Annotated in this window: 26 protein-coding genes; all 26 read left to right on the top strand. The window is 42.7% G+C overall.

What is annotated here, in order from left to right:
- Window positions 1–7 precede the first annotated feature (7 nt).
- The 26 genes from rpsQ to LIZ66_RS11880 all read left to right on the top strand — a co-directional run bounded on the left by rpsQ (window position 8) and on the right by LIZ66_RS11880 (window position 16,877).
- Window positions 8–262, top strand: a complete 255-nt coding sequence (gene rpsQ / locus LIZ66_RS12005) for a 30S ribosomal protein S17 (RefSeq protein ID WP_302672207.1) — start codon at window positions 8–10, stop codon at window positions 260–262.
- A gap of 14 nt (window positions 263–276) precedes the next feature.
- Entirely contained in the window at window positions 277–645 is a 369-nt protein-coding gene (gene rplN, locus LIZ66_RS12000; RefSeq protein WP_022067326.1) for a 50S ribosomal protein L14, read from the top strand.
- An 11-nt stretch (window positions 646–656) separates the two neighbouring features.
- Window positions 657–968, top strand: coding sequence for a 50S ribosomal protein L24 (gene rplX, locus LIZ66_RS11995; RefSeq protein ID WP_227200868.1), 312 nt, complete (start codon window positions 657–659; stop codon window positions 966–968).
- 22 nt (window positions 969–990) lie between these two features.
- On the top strand, window positions 991–1,530 hold the full coding sequence (rplE, locus tag LIZ66_RS11990) for a 50S ribosomal protein L5 (protein ID WP_118581202.1): 540 nt from the start codon (window positions 991–993) through the stop codon (window positions 1,528–1,530).
- 73 nt (window positions 1,531–1,603) lie between these two features.
- Window positions 1,604–1,789, top strand: coding sequence for a type Z 30S ribosomal protein S14 (locus LIZ66_RS11985; RefSeq protein ID WP_117852543.1), 186 nt, complete (start codon window positions 1,604–1,606; stop codon window positions 1,787–1,789).
- Between the two features lie 198 nt (window positions 1,790–1,987).
- Window positions 1,988–2,389 carry a 30S ribosomal protein S8 gene (gene rpsH, locus LIZ66_RS11980; protein ID WP_148461641.1) on the top strand — a complete coding sequence of 134 codons (402 nt, stop codon included), beginning with the start codon at window positions 1,988–1,990 and terminating at the stop codon, window positions 2,387–2,389.
- 95 nt (window positions 2,390–2,484) lie between these two features.
- Entirely contained in the window at window positions 2,485–3,024 is a 540-nt protein-coding gene (gene rplF, locus LIZ66_RS11975; protein ID WP_118581196.1) for a 50S ribosomal protein L6, read from the top strand.
- 17 nt (window positions 3,025–3,041) lie between these two features.
- Window positions 3,042–3,410 carry a 50S ribosomal protein L18 gene (gene rplR, locus LIZ66_RS11970; RefSeq protein ID WP_118581193.1) on the top strand — a complete coding sequence of 123 codons (369 nt, stop codon included), beginning with the start codon at window positions 3,042–3,044 and terminating at the stop codon, window positions 3,408–3,410.
- 18 nt (window positions 3,411–3,428) lie between these two features.
- A complete protein-coding gene (rpsE, locus tag LIZ66_RS11965) occupies window positions 3,429–3,938 on the top strand; it encodes a 30S ribosomal protein S5 (protein WP_117852552.1) in 510 nt (169 codons plus the stop codon).
- A 14-nt stretch (window positions 3,939–3,952) separates the two neighbouring features.
- A complete protein-coding gene (rpmD, locus tag LIZ66_RS11960) occupies window positions 3,953–4,135 on the top strand; it encodes a 50S ribosomal protein L30 (RefSeq protein WP_117852555.1) in 183 nt (60 codons plus the stop codon).
- Between the two features lie 21 nt (window positions 4,136–4,156).
- Window positions 4,157–4,597 carry a 50S ribosomal protein L15 gene (rplO, locus tag LIZ66_RS11955; protein ID WP_118581190.1) on the top strand — a complete coding sequence of 147 codons (441 nt, stop codon included), beginning with the start codon at window positions 4,157–4,159 and terminating at the stop codon, window positions 4,595–4,597.
- Window positions 4,598–4,610: 13 nt separating this feature from the next.
- Window positions 4,611–5,927, top strand: coding sequence for a preprotein translocase subunit SecY (gene secY / locus LIZ66_RS11950; protein WP_148461640.1), 1,317 nt, complete (start codon window positions 4,611–4,613; stop codon window positions 5,925–5,927).
- Window positions 5,928–5,998: 71 nt separating this feature from the next.
- Window positions 5,999–6,643, top strand: a complete 645-nt coding sequence (locus tag LIZ66_RS11945; RefSeq protein WP_118581187.1) for an adenylate kinase — start codon at window positions 5,999–6,001, stop codon at window positions 6,641–6,643.
- Between the two features lie 18 nt (window positions 6,644–6,661).
- Window positions 6,662–7,420 carry a type I methionyl aminopeptidase gene (map, locus tag LIZ66_RS11940; RefSeq protein ID WP_118581184.1) on the top strand — a complete coding sequence of 253 codons (759 nt, stop codon included), beginning with the start codon at window positions 6,662–6,664 and terminating at the stop codon, window positions 7,418–7,420.
- A 33-nt stretch (window positions 7,421–7,453) separates the two neighbouring features.
- Window positions 7,454–7,672, top strand: coding sequence for a translation initiation factor IF-1 (gene infA / locus LIZ66_RS11935; protein ID WP_117852566.1), 219 nt, complete (start codon window positions 7,454–7,456; stop codon window positions 7,670–7,672).
- A gap of 291 nt (window positions 7,673–7,963) precedes the next feature.
- Window positions 7,964–8,077, top strand: a complete 114-nt coding sequence (gene rpmJ / locus LIZ66_RS11930; protein ID WP_003022746.1) for a 50S ribosomal protein L36 — start codon at window positions 7,964–7,966, stop codon at window positions 8,075–8,077.
- A gap of 299 nt (window positions 8,078–8,376) precedes the next feature.
- The gene (rpsM, locus tag LIZ66_RS11925; RefSeq protein WP_117852568.1) at window positions 8,377–8,745 is read left to right on the top strand and encodes a 30S ribosomal protein S13; all 369 of its coding nucleotides are present in this window, start codon (window positions 8,377–8,379) and stop codon (window positions 8,743–8,745) included.
- A gap of 57 nt (window positions 8,746–8,802) precedes the next feature.
- A complete protein-coding gene (gene rpsK, locus LIZ66_RS11920) occupies window positions 8,803–9,198 on the top strand; it encodes a 30S ribosomal protein S11 (protein ID WP_148461639.1) in 396 nt (131 codons plus the stop codon).
- Between the two features lie 22 nt (window positions 9,199–9,220).
- Complete coding sequence (gene rpsD, locus LIZ66_RS11915; protein WP_118581181.1) at window positions 9,221–9,814, top strand: 30S ribosomal protein S4; 594 nt, start codon at window positions 9,221–9,223, stop codon at window positions 9,812–9,814.
- Between the two features lie 54 nt (window positions 9,815–9,868).
- The gene (locus tag LIZ66_RS11910) at window positions 9,869–10,828 is read left to right on the top strand and encodes a DNA-directed RNA polymerase subunit alpha (RefSeq protein ID WP_118581178.1); all 960 of its coding nucleotides are present in this window, start codon (window positions 9,869–9,871) and stop codon (window positions 10,826–10,828) included.
- Window positions 10,829–10,938: 110 nt separating this feature from the next.
- The gene (locus tag LIZ66_RS11905) at window positions 10,939–11,475 is read left to right on the top strand and encodes a bL17 family ribosomal protein (protein ID WP_118581175.1); all 537 of its coding nucleotides are present in this window, start codon (window positions 10,939–10,941) and stop codon (window positions 11,473–11,475) included.
- Between the two features lie 83 nt (window positions 11,476–11,558).
- The gene (locus LIZ66_RS11900) at window positions 11,559–12,413 is read left to right on the top strand and encodes a phosphatidylinositol-specific phospholipase C/glycerophosphodiester phosphodiesterase family protein (RefSeq protein WP_173718239.1); all 855 of its coding nucleotides are present in this window, start codon (window positions 11,559–11,561) and stop codon (window positions 12,411–12,413) included.
- Window positions 12,414–12,538: 125 nt separating this feature from the next.
- Window positions 12,539–13,876, top strand: a complete 1,338-nt coding sequence (locus LIZ66_RS11895) for a Mur ligase family protein (protein ID WP_118581169.1) — start codon at window positions 12,539–12,541, stop codon at window positions 13,874–13,876.
- Complete coding sequence (locus LIZ66_RS11890) at window positions 13,873–14,598, top strand: type 1 glutamine amidotransferase (protein WP_173769315.1); 726 nt, start codon at window positions 13,873–13,875, stop codon at window positions 14,596–14,598. Before LIZ66_RS11895 ends, LIZ66_RS11890 begins: the two co-directional genes overlap by 4 nt.
- A gap of 104 nt (window positions 14,599–14,702) precedes the next feature.
- Window positions 14,703–15,347 carry a WYL domain-containing transcriptional regulator gene (locus LIZ66_RS11885; protein ID WP_118581163.1) on the top strand — a complete coding sequence of 215 codons (645 nt, stop codon included), beginning with the start codon at window positions 14,703–14,705 and terminating at the stop codon, window positions 15,345–15,347.
- A 63-nt stretch (window positions 15,348–15,410) separates the two neighbouring features.
- Window positions 15,411–16,877 (top strand): substrate-binding domain-containing protein, encoded by a 1,467-nt coding sequence (locus LIZ66_RS11880; RefSeq protein WP_173769314.1) that lies wholly within the window; start codon window positions 15,411–15,413, stop codon window positions 16,875–16,877.
- The last annotated feature ends 8 nt before the right edge of the window (window positions 16,878–16,885 follow it).

The following is a 16,885-nucleotide window of genomic DNA, read 5'->3' as shown; positions in this document are numbered from 1 at the left end:
CATAATCGTGGAAAGAAATCTGAGAAAAACCCGCGTGGGTAAGGTTGTCAGCAATAAGATGGATAAGACCATCGTAGTTGCAATTGAAGACCATGTAAAACATCCTCTTTACAAGAAAATCGTGAAGAGAACATATAAATTAAAAGCTCATGACGAAAACAATGAGTGCAACATCGGTGATACCGTAAAAGTTATGGAGACCAGACCGCTGTCCAAAGACAAGAGATGGAGACTGGTTGAAGTAGTAGAGAGAGTTAAATAAGGAGGATAACCAGTATGATTCAGCAGGAAACAAGACTGAAAGTTGCCGACAACACTGGTGCAAAAGAAATCCTTTGTATCCGTGTTATGGGTGGCTCTACAAGAAGATATGCAAACATCGGCGATACAATCGTTGCTACTGTTAAAGATGCAACACCAGGCGGCGTTGTTAAAAAAGGTGACGTAGTAAAGGCTGTTGTAGTTAGATCCAAAAAAGGCGCTCGTCGTAAAGACGGATCCTATATCCGTTTCGATGAAAATGCTGCCGTAATCATTAAAGACGACTTAACTCCGAGAGGAACACGTATCTTTGGACCAGTTGCCAGAGAGCTTCGTGAGAAAAAATTCATGAAGATCGTTTCCTTAGCTCCGGAAGTATTATAGGAGGGTGCCTAATGTCAGCTATGAAGATTAAAAAAGGTGATACTGTTACAGTAATCGCTGGTAAAGATAAAGGCAAAGAAGGCAAAGTCCTTGCCGTTAACGTAAAAGACAATACCGTATTAGTAGAGAACGTTAATATGGTTACAAAACACACCAAACCATCAGCTGAAAACCAGAATGGTGGAATCATCACAAAAGAAGCTCCGCTTCACATCTCCAACGTAATGCTTATGGCAGATGGAAAAGCAACAAGAGTTGGCTTTAAGATGGATGGTGACAAAAAAGTCCGCGTTGCCAAAGCAACAGGTAAGGTTATCGATTAATTGAGAGAGGAGGCAGACATAAGTGAGTAGATTAAAAGAACTTTATACTAATGAGATCATGGATGCCATGACCAAAAAATTCGGATATAAAAACGTTATGCAAGTGCCAAAACTCGACAAGATCGTAATTAACATGGGTGTTGGTGAAGCAAAAGAGAACGCTAAGCTTCTTGACGCAGCTATTGCTGATATGGAGCTGATCACAGGACAGAAAGCTATCGCAACAAAAGCTAAAAAATCTGTTGCTAACTTCAAAATCAGAGAGGGAATGCCGATCGGATGTAAAGTAACATTAAGAGGCGAGAAGATGTATGAGTTCGCTGATCGTCTGATCAACCTGGCACTTCCACGTGTACGTGACTTCCGTGGCGTTAATCCTAACGCATTCGATGGAAGAGGAAACTACGCTCTTGGTATCAAAGAGCAGCTTATCTTCCCAGAAGTTGAGTACGATAAAGTTGACAAAGTAAGAGGTATGGACATTATCTTCGTTACAACAGCAAATACTGATGAGGAAGCTCGTGAGTTACTGAAGCTGTTCAACATGCCTTTTGCGAAATAAGTAGAGGAACATTCCAAAGTTGACCGCCGGCGCCTTGCCGGGGTCAGCAGATCTGATATAGGAGGAACGATTCATGGCTAAGACAGCAATGAAAATCAAACAGCAGCGTCCAGCTAAATTTTCTACAAGAGAATATAGCCGTTGCAGAATTTGTGGACGTCCACATGCATATTTAAGAAAATACGGAATCTGCAGAATCTGCTTCCGTGAGTTAGCTTATAAAGGACAGATCCCGGGAGTTAAGAAAGCTTCCTGGTAGGCCGAAGCTGAAAGTCGCTTAATGAATGTAAGCCGTAAGGCGAACAGGAATTTTGTGCAAAGTCCATCCCGAACCTTAACGAGTGCAAGCCGTAAGGTGCAGTACCAGTTCAGCACGGGATGATGTTACACAGGTAACACGTAAATTTATATAAATATACTATGACATGTAAAGTCTGAATATGAGGAGGAAACTAACATGACAATGAGCGATCCAATCGCAGACATGCTTACAAGAATTCGTAATGCAAATACTGCAAAACACGACACAGTAGATGTACCAGCATCCAAGATGAAAATTGCAATTGCAAACATCCTTGTTGATGAGGGATACATTGCAAAATACGATTTAGTTGAAGATGGTGTTGTTAAAAACATCCATATCACACTGAAATATGGCGAAGACAAAAACGAGAAGATCATCACAGGTTTAAAGAGAATCTCTAAACCGGGTCTTCGTGTTTATGCTGGTAAGGAAGAGCTTCCAAAGGTTCTCGGAGGACTTGGAATTGCAATCCTTTCCACTAATAAAGGTGTTATCACCGATAAAGAAGCTCGTAAACTTCAGGTAGGCGGCGAGGTTCTTGCATTTGTATGGTAAGCTTCGGCTCCATACATTCAAGAAGTAGACGAAACACTGAAAACAGAGAGGTTGCGAAAACCTCTCCGATAATCTAAGTAAGGAGGACACATAGTATGTCACGTATCGGTAGACTTCCGGTTGCTATTCCGGCAGGAGTTGAAGTATCTGTTGCAGAAGGAAACGTAGTAACCGTAAAAGGACCAAAAGGAACACTTGAGAGAGCGCTTCCAACAGAGATGGAAATCAAAGTTGAAGATGGTCATGTAGTTGTTGCAAGACCAAACGACTTAAAGAAAATGAAATCCCTTCACGGCTTAACAAGAAGCCTTATCCACAACATGGTTGTTGGTGTAAGCGAAGGATACACCAAGACTCTTGAAGTTAACGGTGTTGGTTATAGAGCCGCTAAGCAGGGCAAGAAGCTTACTTTAAACCTTGGATATTCTCACCCGGTAGAAATGGAAGATCCGGAAGGTATTGAGACCAAAGTAGACGGTAACAAGATTATCGTTTCCGGTATCAGCAAGGAAAAAGTTGGACAGTTTGCAGCTGAGATCAGAGATAAGAGAAGACCTGAGCCATATAAGGGTAAAGGTATTAAGTATGATACTGAGGTTATCAGACGCAAAGTTGGTAAGACTGGTAAGAAATAATTAAGGAGAGTGAGAAAATGGTTAATAAAGCATCTAGAGCGGAAATTCGCGAGAAAAAGCATAGAAGATTACGTCATCATTTAAATGGCACTGCAACAACTCCGCGTCTTGCAGTATTTCGTTCCAATAAACACATGTATGCACAGATTATCGATGACACCGTTGGAAAGACTTTAGTATCTGCTTCTACTCTTCAGAAAGACGTAAAAGCACAGCTTGAGAACACCGACGATGTTGCAGCAGCAGCATATCTTGGCACTGTAATCGGTAAGAAGGCAGTGGAAGCCGGCATCGAGGAAGTTGTTTTTGACAGAGGTGGATACATTTACCACGGTAAAGTAAAAGCACTGGCAGACGCAGCAAGAGAAGCTGGACTGAAATTCTAATAAGGAGGAGCGAAACACATGAAACGTAATCTTATTGATGCTAGTCAGTTAGAGTTAGAAGATAAAGTAGTATCAATCAAGCGTGTTACCAAGGTTGTTAAAGGTGGTCGTAACTTCCGTTTCACAGCTTTAGTTGTTGTAGGTGACGGCAATGGACACGTTGGTGCAGGACTTGGAAAGGCAGCCGAGATTCCGGAAGCAATCCGCAAAGGAAAAGAGGATGCTATTAAGAAATTAGTAACCGTAGCAAGAGATGAGAATGGTTCCATTACACATGACTTCGTAGGTTCTTACGGAAGCGCTTCCATGCTTCTTAAGAGAGCTCCGGAAGGTACTGGAGTTATCGCCGGCGGCCCGGCTCGTGCCGTTATCGAGTTAGCTGGTATCAAAAACATCCGTACAAAATGTATGGGATCCAGAAATAAGCAGAATGTTGTTCTTGCAACCATCGAAGGCTTAAGACAGTTAAAAACTCCGGAAGAAGTTGCAAAACTTCGTGGAAAATCTGTTGATGAGATTCTGGCTTAAGGAGGAATATTAAAATGGCAAATACATTAAAAGTTACTTTAGTAAAATCTCCGATTGGCGCAGTTCCGAAGCACAAACTTACTGTTAAAGCAATGGGTCTTACCAAAATGCACAAAACAGTTGAGATGCCAGACAATGCGGCAACAAGAGGAATGATTCAGCAGGTACAGCACCTGGTAAAAGTAGAAGAAGCATAATTACAAAAAGGAGGTGCCATAATGGAATTATCAAACTTAAGACCAGCTGAGGGTTCTAAGCACAGCGATAACTTCAGAAGAGGCCGTGGACATGGTTCAGGAAACGGCAAAACAGCTGGTAAAGGCCATAAAGGACAGTTAGCACGTTCCGGACACAAGAAACCGGGATTTGAAGGTGGACAGATGCCTTTATACAGACGTCTGCCTAAGAGAGGATTCACAAACAGAAACTCTAAAGAGATCATTGCAATCAACGTTGATGTTCTGAACCGTTTTGAGGATGGTGCAGAGGTTACAGTTGAGAGCTTACTTGCAAGCAGTGCAATTTCCAAAGCTGGTGACGGCGTTAAAATCCTTGGAAACGGCGAGCTTACCAAGAAGCTTACAGTTAAAGTAAACGCTGTAAGTGAGACTGCAAAGTCTAAAATCGAAGCTGCAGGTGGTACAGTAGAGCTGATCTAATAGAGGTGATCAAATGTTTGAAACTCTCAAAAACGTTTTCAGAGTAAAAGAGATGAGACGTAAACTCCTCTATGTATTATGGATGATTCTTGTCATCCGTATTGGATCACAGCTTCCTGTTCCAGGAGTAGACAGCGATTTCTTTAAAGAGTGGTTTGCTAAAAACACTGGTGACGCATTCAATTTCTTTGATGCGTTCACCGGTGGCTCATTTACCCAGATGTCAATCTTTGCATTGAACATCACGCCATACATTACATCATCCATTATCATGCAGCTTCTCACAATTGCCATTCCGGCTCTGGAGGAAATGCAGAGAGATGGAGAAGAGGGCAGAAAGAAAATTACTGCCATTACCCGTTATGTAACTGTTGGTCTTGCGTTGTTTGAGTCTGTGGCAATGGCAATCGGTTTTGGTCGCCAGGGTCTGATCCCGAACATGAACTTCTTTAAGGGCTTAACTGTAGTTGCTTGTCTCACAGCTGGTTCTGCCATGCTGATGTGGATCGGTGAGCGTATTACTGAGAAGGGTGTTGGAAATGGTATTTCCATCGTCCTGACCATTAACATCGTTTCCCGTGTTCCAAGTGACTTATCTCTTCTTTATGAGAACTTCATCAAAGGAAAAACAATTGCAAAAGGACTGCTTGCAGGGGTTATCATTGTTGCAATCATCGTTGTCATGGTGGTATTCGTACTGATCCTTAACGGTGCAGAGAGAAGAATTCCTGTTCAGTATTCCAGAAAAATGGTCGGCAGAAAACTGATGGGTGGTCAGACTACCAATATACCGCTGAAAGTTAACACCGCTGGTGTTATTCCGGTTATCTTTGCTTCCTCAATTATGTCTTTCCCAGGCGTAATCGCACAGCTTGCAGGAAAAGCTAATGGAACCGGCATCGGCAGTGAGATTATTCGAGGATTATCATCCAATAACTGGTGTAATCCAAGTCAGCCACAGTATAGCTGGGGACTGCTTCTGTATATTGTACTTTGCGTATTCTTTGCATATTTCTACACTTCCATCACATTCAACCCGCTGGAAGTTGCAGACAATATCAAAAAGCAGGGTGGTTTCATTCCTGGTATCCGTCCAGGAAAACCAACGTCAGACTATTTGACTAAAATCTTAAATTATATTATATTTATAGGTGCAGTAGGCCTGATTATCGTTGCGGTTATTCCGTTCTTCTTCAATGGAGTATTCGGTGCAAACGTATCCTTCGGTGGTACTTCCATCATCATTATTGTTGGAGTTATCCTGGAGACTGTGAAACAGATTGAATCACAGATGCTTGTCCGCAATTACAAAGGCTTCCTGAACAACTAAAAGAATAAAGGTTGTGGTGCTTATATGCGTCACAGCCTTAATTCGTAGTATGAGAAAATGGAGGGCTTTTTATGAGAATTATCATGTTAGGTGCACCAGGTGCAGGAAAAGGAACCCAGGCTAAGAAAATTGCTGAGAAATATGGTATTCCCCATATCTCTACAGGCGATATTTTCCGTGCCAATATCAAAAATGGCACAGAACTTGGGAAAAAAGCAAAAACTTATATGGACCAGGGACTGCTTGTACCGGATGAACTTACCTGCGACCTTGTTGTGGACAGAATCCAGCAGCCGGATGCCAAGAACGGCTATGTTCTGGACGGTTTTCCAAGAACAATCCCACAGGCTGAATGCCTTACCGATGCTTTAAGCAAGCTGGGAAGCAAGATTGATTATGCTATTGATGTTGATGTTCCGGATGAGAATATCGTGAACCGTATGGGTGGAAGACGCGCATGCGTAAAATGTGGTGCAACCTACCACGTTGTATTTGCAGCTCCGAAGACAGAGGGGGTTTGCGATACATGCGGTGAGGATCTTGTGCTTCGTGACGATGACAAGCCGGAGACTGTACAGAAGCGTCTGAATGTATATCATGAGCAGACTCAGCCGCTTATCGACTACTATACTGGTCAGGGCGTACTGAAAACTGTAGATGGCACCAAGAACCTGGATGAGGTATTTGGTGATATTGTGAAGATCCTTGGCGAATAGAATAGAGGATAAGAAGTAATGTCAGTTTCAATAAAAACAGCACAAGAAATTGAACTTATGAGGGAATCCGGACATCTTCTGGAAAAAGTCCATGACGGGCTGATCCCTTATATTAAACCAGGAATGAGTACCAAGGAGATCGACCGTATCGGCGAAGATATGATCCGTTCCATGGGATGCATTCCCAATTTTCTGAATTATGGAGGCTTTCCTGGCTCCTTCTGCATCAGCCTGAATGATGAAGTGGTCCACGGAATTCCTTCGGAGGACAAAATTATCCAGGATGGTGATCTGGTAAAGATTGATGCAGGACTGATCTATAAAGGATATCATTCTGATGCGGCCCGTACTTATGCAGTCGGAGAAGTTTCCAAAGAAGCCAAGCAGCTTATGGATGTAACCAGGCAGTGCTTCTTTGAAGGAATAAAATTCGCGAAAGCAGGAAATCATCTCAATGATATTTCCAAGGCAATCGGAGCGTATGCGGCGAAATACCGTTATGGTATTGTACGAGATCTGGTGGGACATGGGATTGGTACTCATCTTCACGAAGATCCGCAGATTCCCAACTTCCCTCAGAAACGCAGGGGAGTGAAATTACTTCCAGGCATGACACTTGCCATAGAGCCCATGATCAATATGGGCAGAGCAGATGTATGCTGGCTGGATGACGAATGGACAGTGGTGACCATGGATGGTTCCCTTTCCGCACATTATGAGAACACCATACTGATTACAGATGGCGAACCGGAGATTCTGACACTCACAGAGTATTAATCATTATCATTAAGGCGATACAGGAGGTATAAAATGTCAAAAGTAGATGTACTTGAAGTAGAAGGCACTGTTTTAGAGAAGCTGCCAAACGCAATGTTTAAAGTGGAACTTGAAAACAAACATGTTGTACTTGCTCATATCAGCGGCAAGCTGCGCATGAACTTTATTCGTATTCTTCCAGGAGACAAAGTAACAATGGAGCTTTCCCCATATGATCTTTCCAAGGGAAGAATCATCTGGCGAGATAAGTAATTCAGATTCGTTAATAGCAAATTCGGATTAATGAATATAAAACTCCTGTGCCTGAGAAAATGCTTCTATGGTACAGGAGTTTCTTCTATTATAGAAGAAACTGAACACAGAAAAAATGTTTTAAACTTCAGGAAACTAAAAAAATTAGAAAAATGTAAAAAAAATTTAAAAAACTGCTTGCATTTTGTAGACCATAATGCTACAATACAATGCGGACGCGCTTGTACGTGTGTATAACTGCGCCCTAAACTGCAGATTTTAATGCTATATTTTACGGAAGGAGGATTTCCAGTGAAAGTAAGATCATCTGTAAAACCGATCTGCGAGAAATGCAAGGTCATTAAGAGAAAAGGTTCTATCAGAATTATCTGTGAGAATCCAAAGCACAAACAGCGTCAGGGTTGATTGATCCATTGTTTGTGAATGCGGCTGCAGGTGAAACACCCGGACGGGTTGTATCATCTGACATATAATGAACTAAGCATGTATTGCCTAATACCGGAGGCAACGTTGGCCCGTTGGCCGCAAATTTCGGAAAGGCTGCGAATCGCCAAAAGCAGCTGGGTGTTATACCGAGGCACCCCAATTAGGAACTAAGAATTAAGAAAGAGTGCGTATGGATGCATCCCATTTCACCTTGTATCTGATACAAGTGATGTACGAAGACGCAGAACTTTCAGTAAAGAAAATGGAGGAAACAGTACATGGCTCGTATAGCTGGTGTAGACTTACCAAGAGAGAAAAGAATCGAAATCGGTCTTACCTATATTTATGGTATCGGAAGACCAAGTGCAGACAAAATCCTTGCTCAGGCAAATGTAAATCCTGACACACGTGTCAGAGACCTGACTGATGATGAAGTTAAGAGACTTCAGGCTGTCATTGATGAGACAATGATGGTAGAAGGTGATCTTCGTAGAGAAATCGCCCTGAACATTAAGAGACTGCAGGAAATCGGATGCTACAGAGGAATCCGTCATCGTAAAGGACTTCCGGTTCGTGGTCAGAAGACCAAGACCAATGCTAGAACACGCAAGGGTCCGAAGAGAACAGTAGCAAATAAGAAGAAATAATTCAGTATCCTAACTATAAATTTTGATTGATTAAGGAAAGCGTAGGTTAGTTTTAAAATGGCAAAAACAACTAAAAAAACGACAACAAAACGTCGTGTCAAGAAAAACGTTGAACACGGACAGGCACATATCCAGTCTTCTTTTAACAACACAATTGTTACTCTGACTGACAACGAAGGAAACGCTCTTTCATGGGCAAGTGCCGGCGGTCTGGGATTTAGAGGTTCAAGGAAATCTACTCCTTATGCAGCACAGATGGCAGCTGAGACTGCAACAAAGGCTGCTTTAATTCATGGATTAAAAACAGTAGACGTAATGGTTAAAGGACCAGGATCAGGTCGTGAGGCTGCTATCCGTGCCCTTCAGGCATGCGGTCTTGAAGTAACAAGTATCCGTGACGTAACTCCGGTTCCGCACAACGGATGCCGTCCACCAAAACGTAGAAGAGTCTAATTGAATTAGGAGGTAAGCCAAGATGGCAGTAGATAGAACACCGGTCTTGAAAAGATGTAGATCCCTTGGAATGGATCCAATTTATTTAGGAATTGATAAAAAATCCACAAGACAGTTAAAACGTGCAAACCGTAAAGTATCTGAGTACGGTCTTCAGTTAAAAGAAAAACAGAAAGCAAAATTCATTTATGGCGTTCTGGAGAAACCTTTCCGTAACTACTACAAGAAAGCCGACAGAATGAAAGGTCAGACTGGTGAGAACCTGATGATCATGCTTGAGACAAGACTTGACAATGTTCTTTTCCGTATGGGATTTGCAAGAACAAGAAAAGAAGCTCGTCAGATCGTTGACCACAAGCACGTTCTTGTAAACGGAAAATGCGTTAACATTCCTTCTTATCTCGTAAAAGCTGGCGACAGCATCGAGATCAAAGAGAAATGCAAAGGTTCTGAGAGATACAAAGGAATCCTTGAGGTAACAGGCGGAAGACTTGTTCCGAACTGGCTTGAGGCTGACCAGGAGAATCTTAAGGGCGTTGTAAAAGAGCTTCCTACAAGAGAAGAAATCGACGTTCCTGTAAACGAGATGCTTATCGTCGAGTTGTACTCCAAATAATGAGCCCTGATAATACCCTCAATTGCATACAACCCAGAAGGAGGGAAATTTATAGTGTTTGATTTTAATAAACCAAAAATCGAAATTACCGAGATATCTGAAGATAAAAAATTTGGAAGATTCGTTGTAGAACCTCTTGAAAGAGGTTACGGTACTACACTTGGCAATTCTCTTAGAAGAATTATGCTGTCCTCCCTGCCGGGAGCTGCAGTAAGTCAGGTTAAGATCGATGGTGTTCTTCATGAATTCAGCTCCATCCCTGGAGTAAAAGAAGACGTGACAGAGATCATCATGAATCTTAAGAGTCTTGCAATTAAGAATAACAGTGCTGACAATGAGCCGAAGACCGCATACATTGAGTGTGAGGGCAAAGGTGTTGTGACAGCTGCTGATATTCAGGCAGATCAGGATATCGAGATCATGAATCCGGATCAGGTAATCGCTACCTTAAACGGTGGTAAGGATTGCAGACTTGCAATGGAACTTACCATTACAAAAGGCCGCGGATATGTGAGTGCGGATAAGGGCAAATCAGATGACATGCCAATCGGTGTAATTGCAGTTGATGCAATCTACAGCCCGGTTGAGAGAGTCAATATGGTTGTGCAGAATACACGTGTGGGTCAGGTTACAGACTTTGATAAACTGACACTTGATGTATACACAAATGGCACGCTGGATCCTGATGAGGCAGTAAGCCTTGCAGCAAAGGTATTAAGCGAGCATTTAAGCCTTTTCATTGACCTTTCCGAGAATGCAAAGACCGCTGAGGTTATGATTGAGAAAGAAGACAATGAGAAAGAGAAAGTTCTTGAAATGAGCATTGATGAGCTTGAGCTTTCAGTTCGTTCTTACAACTGTCTGAAGAGAGCAGGCATCAATACGGTTGAGGAGCTTTGCAATAAGACTTCTGACGACATGATGAAAGTACGTAACCTTGGACGTAAGTCTTTAGAGGAAGTACTTGCCAAGTTGAAAGAGCTGGGCTTACAGCTTCAGCCAACAGAAGAGTAAGATAACCATAAAGGTATCGCGTAAGATTATTACAGTGGGGATTTGCTAAGCAGCAGCCCAGTAAGACCGAACAAGCGTGGACTGCTGTCCCACAGATGGAGGAAAATTAAATGGCAAAATATAGAAAATTAAGCAGAACAGCTGACCAGAGAAAAGCTCTGTTAAGAAACCAGGTTACAAATCTGTTATACAATGGAAAAATTGTTACAACAGAAGCTAAAGCTAAAGAGATCCGTAAGATCGCTGAAGGCCTTGTAGCTATGGCTGTTCGCGAGAAAGACAACTTTGAGACTGTTACTGTAACAGCTAAAGTTGCAAGAAAAGACGCTGAAGGCAAGAGAGTGAAAGAAGTTGTAGACGGTAAGAAGAAAACTGTTTACGATGAAGTTGAGAAGCAGATCACAAAAGATGCTCCATCCAGACTTCACGCTCGTCGTCAGATGATGAAAGTGTTCTACCCGGTTAAAGAAGTTCCGGCTAAGGGCGCTGGCAAGAAGAAAAACACCAAAGATGTAGATATGGTTAAGAAGATGTTCGAGGAAATCGCACCAAAATACGCTAACCGTAACGGTGGATACACCAGAATCGTTAAGATTGGACAGCGTAAAGGTGATGGCGCTATGGAAGTGCTCATCGAGCTGGTTTAATCCGAAACAGAATTACTGATTATAAGAAAAGAGATATTTACGTTTCGTAGATATCTCTTTTTTCTTAATTTAGGGATACCAATGTGAGAAAGTTACTTTTATTAATAGAAATTTGTTTGTTAGCCTGGCTTTTGACAGGCTCCGTCCGGTACGAAGCGAAAAAAGAAATTCCAGTGAATACACCGGAATTTGACTGGGAAAATTACAATATTATAACGCATGCTCTGGGTGGGATTGACGGTCTCACATACTTAAATTCCAGAGAAAGCTTTATCAATTATTATGATAAAGGCTGCCGCCTGTTTGAGGTGGATCTGACGCAGACCAGTGATGGAGTATGGGTGTGCCGCCATAACTGGAAAGAGTCTCTTGGACAATGGGAAGGAGAAGAACGAAAAGTTCTATCCTCAGAAGAATTTTTAAATACGCCTATATATGGGAAATACACCCCTATGACCTTTGAAGACCTTCTGAAACTGCTGGACGAATATCCGGATGCATTTGTAATGATAGATTCCAAACAATATTCTGTCCGCAATTACCAGCGTACTCTTGAGGATTATGCACAGTACAGGGAAATCTCTATAAAAGCTGGCATCGAGCATACGCTTAAACAGATCATCCCGGAAATATACAATTCAGCCATGTATCCTGGAACAGCACTTTTGTATAAATTTCCTGCATATATCTATTCTCTGTGGCAGGAATATACCACAGAAGAATTGAACGATATTGCAGAATTCTGTCAAACCAATAAAATCATGGCTGTAACCATTTATCGTGACTACTGGTCCGAAGAAGTGCAGAAAATTTTTGACGAACGGGACATTTTGGTATATATTTATACCATAAATGACAAAGAGGAAGCCAGAAGATATCTGGCGAATGGGGCGCAAGGTGTCTGTACAGATGTACTGATCACAGATAACCTGAATTAAGCTGCACTGTCTAATTATATAACATACGAAAATAATACTTGAAAAGGACTGCCATTCATTGGCTCATTCATAATTGCTTTTTGAGCTTTACCCTGTGAATAGTAGTGAAAAAGGATTAAATACACATGAAAATCAGAACAATGGCTGCTGTTTTTGCAGCGAAATCTGCAGGCTTTATATGCAGGAAAATGGGACGCCAGGGAGTGACCTGGGCGGGCAAGATCGCATTAAAGATCAATCCTGACATCCTGGAAGATCTTTCTTCTCAGGTGCGAAAGAAAATATTTGTGACCTGTGGAACCAACGGTAAGACAACCACCAACAACATGCTCTGCGCTGCCCTTGAAAATGAAGGGCAGAAAGTAGTCTGCAATCACACCGGTTCTAACATGTTAAACGGCGTTGTAGCAGCTTTTGTGCTGGCTGCCGGACCTACAGGCAGGCTGGATGCAGATTACGCCTGCATTGAGGTAGACGAGGCTTCTACCCGCCATGTATTTCCAGGCCTGAAGCCGGACTACATGCTTCTGACTAATTTGTTCCGCGACCAGCTGGACCGCTACGGTGAAATTGATATTACCATGAACATTCTGGAAGAGATGATCCGCACAGTACCGAAAATGCAGGTAATCGTAAATGCGGATGATGCGCTTTCGGCGTATCTTGCTATGGACAGCGGCAATCCGTACATCACATATGGAATCAGTAAGCCTGTCCAGAAGAGCGCGGCAAACGAGATACGGGAAGGACGTTTTTGTAAAAAGTGTGGTGCCAGGCTGGAATACAGTTTTTACCACTATAGTCAGCTGGGGGATTACAAGTGCCCATCCTGTGGCTTTGCAAGACCGGAAATCAAATATGATGCCCATGATGTAAAGGTTGGTGATCAACTGTCCTTTCAGGTGGAGGATAAGCACCTTACAGCCAATTACAAAGGCTTTTATAATGTATATAATATTCTGGCTGCTTATGCCGGGCTGCGTACAGCTGGATTTTCCGGAGAGCATTTCCAGAATATGCTTCAGAAATTTAATCCGGAAAATGGTCGTATGGAACAGTTCCGTATTAAAGGCACTGGTGTTATGCTGAACCTTGCAAAGAATCCTGCCGGTTTTAACCAGAATATTTCCGCAGTTATGCAGGATAAAACACAGAAAGATATTATTATCACCATCAACGACAATGCACAGGATGGAACAGATATTTCCTGGCTCTGGGATGTGGATTTTGACCTTCTGGGCGATGCAAGCATTCATTCCATTACAGTCAGCGGTATCCGCTGCCAGGATATGCGCCTCCGGATGAAATATGTGGACATTCCGGTTATGCTTGAGGAAAATGTGGAAACAGCGATCCGAAAAAGGATTGAAGACGGCGTAGGCAATCTCTACGTTCTGGTAAACTACACTGCATTATTCAGCACTCATAATATTCTTAAGAAAATGGAGGGAGAAAAGGAATGAAACTGACAATCGGACATTTATATCCTGATCTCCTGAACCTGTATGGAGACAGAGGAAATATCCAGTGCCTTATGAGACGCTGCCAGTGGCGTGGAATTGAGGCAGAGACCATTGCTTTTGAACTGGGTGACAAGATTGATTTTTCCAGACTGGATATTGTGCTACTGGGCGGTGGTTCCGACAGGGAGCAGATGCTGGTTTGTGAGAAACTGAAGGAAATTCAGCCGGATTTTAAGAAATATGTGGAAGATGGAGGCGTAGTTATCGCTATCTGCGGTGGTTACCAGCTTCTTGGAAAATATTATAAGACAGATCAGGGAACCATTACAGGGCTTGACCTGGTAGATCTTTACACCGAACAGGGAGAGGGACGTCTGATCAGCAATATTGTGCTGAAAAGCGACCTTTTTGATATGCCTGTGGTTGGATTTGAGAACCATGGAGGAAGAACCTGTATTAATAACTGCAAGCCTCTGGGAAAAGTACTCTATGGATCTGGAAATGATGGAAAAACAGGCTATGAGGGTGTGGTTTACAAGAATTTGATCGGAACGTACCTTCACGGTCCGCTTCTTCCCAAGAACCCGCAGCTGGCAGACTGGCTGATCGCACATGCTCTTGAGCAGAAATATGGAAAGGAAGTCCAGCTTGCGCCGCTGGATGATACAGAAGAGAAGGCAGCAAATGATTACGTATATCATCGCTTTGTAAAAGAGAACTGATACAAACAAGCTCCAAAGCCTGTTTGAAAATCATTCCTGCCTTGCAGAAAGCCTTTTTTCAAACACGCTCTGGGATATGTACAGATAAAAATAAGGGGAACGATATGGCAAAAGGAATCAATCAAAAAGGGAAAATCCTTTATCTTGAAAAAATATTGAGAGAGACCAGTGAAACACATCCGTGCACTATGCAGGAAATTATCGGAAGACTTCAGGAAAACGGAGTCAGTGCTGAGCGAAAAAGTATTTATGACGATATGGAAGTGCTGAGAAGCTTTGGCATGGACATTAAGTTTAAAAGAGGAAAGTATACCGGATATTATGTTGCCGGAGAAGCTGCCGCAGAGAGCGTAAATACATCCACTACAGAAATGAATGGTGCAAATCCGGAAGACTCTGCAAAAAACAGTGCTGGAGCAGAGAATGAAGGCAGTGCATTTTCCAATGAGGCTCACAAAAAAGCGAAAAATTCCTGGCTGCTTCCACCGTCAGATTCTGAGGAGGATAAACCGGTGAAGCTTCTTTGCAGAAATAAGAAAAAGAAAGAAGTCATGGCAGCACTTGGAAATTATGCCCAGTACAAGGAGAAAGAAGAGGATACTTTCGTTGCTGCAGTGCAGGTGGATGAGACCTCTGAGTTTTACGGATGGCTTACAGGCATGGGGAAAGATGTAATCCTTATGAAGCCTAAGAAGTCAGTTCAGGCTTACCGTGATTATCTGAAGGGAATCCTGAAAGAATATAAGTAAGAATACTATTTGAAAAAGCTTGAAAATAGAGAATGATATGAAGTTACATAGAAAGGAATTTTTATGAAAAAGCAAATTGCAGGACTTCTTACCGGACTTCTGGTGTGCAGTGCTTTTCTCACAGGCTGTGGTAAAAATGAAGCCACCGAGGCTGTAAAAGAGAGCGTTGAGGACGAAAATGAGGGCACTGGAGACACGAAGGACGCTGACAGCAAAAAGGATACGAATAGAAAGTCCGATAAACAGGACAGTGATAAAAGTGATGAAAATTCAGAAGAAAGTGAGACAACTGAAGCCCCGGAGGAAAATCTTGATAAGGTGGGGGTTCTGCTTCCGGAAGAGGGAGAGGATATCAACAGCAGTCTGGAGCGTACAGAACTGAAATCACGTCTGGAAGAGGCAGGTTATGAAGCTGCTATGTATTTTGCCGGGGACGATTCTGACACCCAGGCAGAACAGATCAGGGAGCTTCTTCAGGATGAGAAACTGAAAGCACTGGTAATTTCACCTGTTGATCCATATGGTCTTACAGATGTACTGGAAGAGGCTTCTGAGCTCTCAATTCCGGTGATTGACTATGACAATCTGATCATGGATACGCCCAACGTGAAATATTTTGTCACTTTTAATATGCGTGCAATTGGAAAAGAGATTGCCAAAAATATTGTAGAGAAAGAAGAACTGGATAAAGTCCGGGAAGACAGAGGTGCCCGTACCATAGAGTTTCTTATGGGCTCTCCGGATGATGACGCCTCGTTATTCCTGTTTAACGGAATAATGGAGGTTCTGCAGGAGTATATTGACGATGGTACCCTGATTTGCCGTTCCGGCCGTGTGACTTTTGATGAAACCAGCATTATGGATCAGAATACAGATACTGCGAAGAAGCAGCTGAAATCTGAGATAGACGAATTTTATTCTCTGGAGAAAACTCCGGATATTATCTGCACTGCTTCTGATGATTTTGCTCTGGCAGCTCTGGAGCTTCTGGAAAAAGAGCAGCTCCAGCCTGGTGATGAGAACTGGCCTCTGATCACAGGTGTAAATGCAGATGCAGATGCTGTTAAAAGTGTGGCAGAAGAAAAAATCGGTTTTACAGTCATGATGGATCGCCGGGATCTGGCAGAAGCACTGACGAAGCTGGTGGAAACCTACCTGAATGGGGATGACGTTGATATCAATAATTATTCCCAGTATGATAATGGTGTGAAGATCATTGGAACGGTTACCTGTGATGGAAAGCTGATCGATAAGGATAATTATCAGATTCTTGTGGATAATGGATTCTATCTGGCAGAAATGATCGCGCCGGAAGCCTCTCCTATGCCTGTTCCCGAGGAAGTAAGTCCGACACCGGAAGTGACAGTGACGCCGGAGGCGAGTCTTACACCGGAAGGTGGTGAGCCTGAGAAAAAGAGCCAGGTAATTCCAAAGGATGAGCCTGAAGTGAGCACAGAAGAAGTTCCGGCTGTAAAGGATGGAGAAAACCAGGAGAGCAATAGCAAGCTGCAGAGTAGTGGAAAAGCATAAAACGGAAG

The organism is Blautia faecis (assembly GCF_020554845.1).
Taxonomy (GTDB): domain Bacteria; phylum Bacillota; class Clostridia; order Lachnospirales; family Lachnospiraceae; genus Blautia_A; species Blautia_A faecis.
Note: the sequence above shows the minus strand (reverse complement) of the source record. Positions and strands in the feature narration are given on the sequence as shown.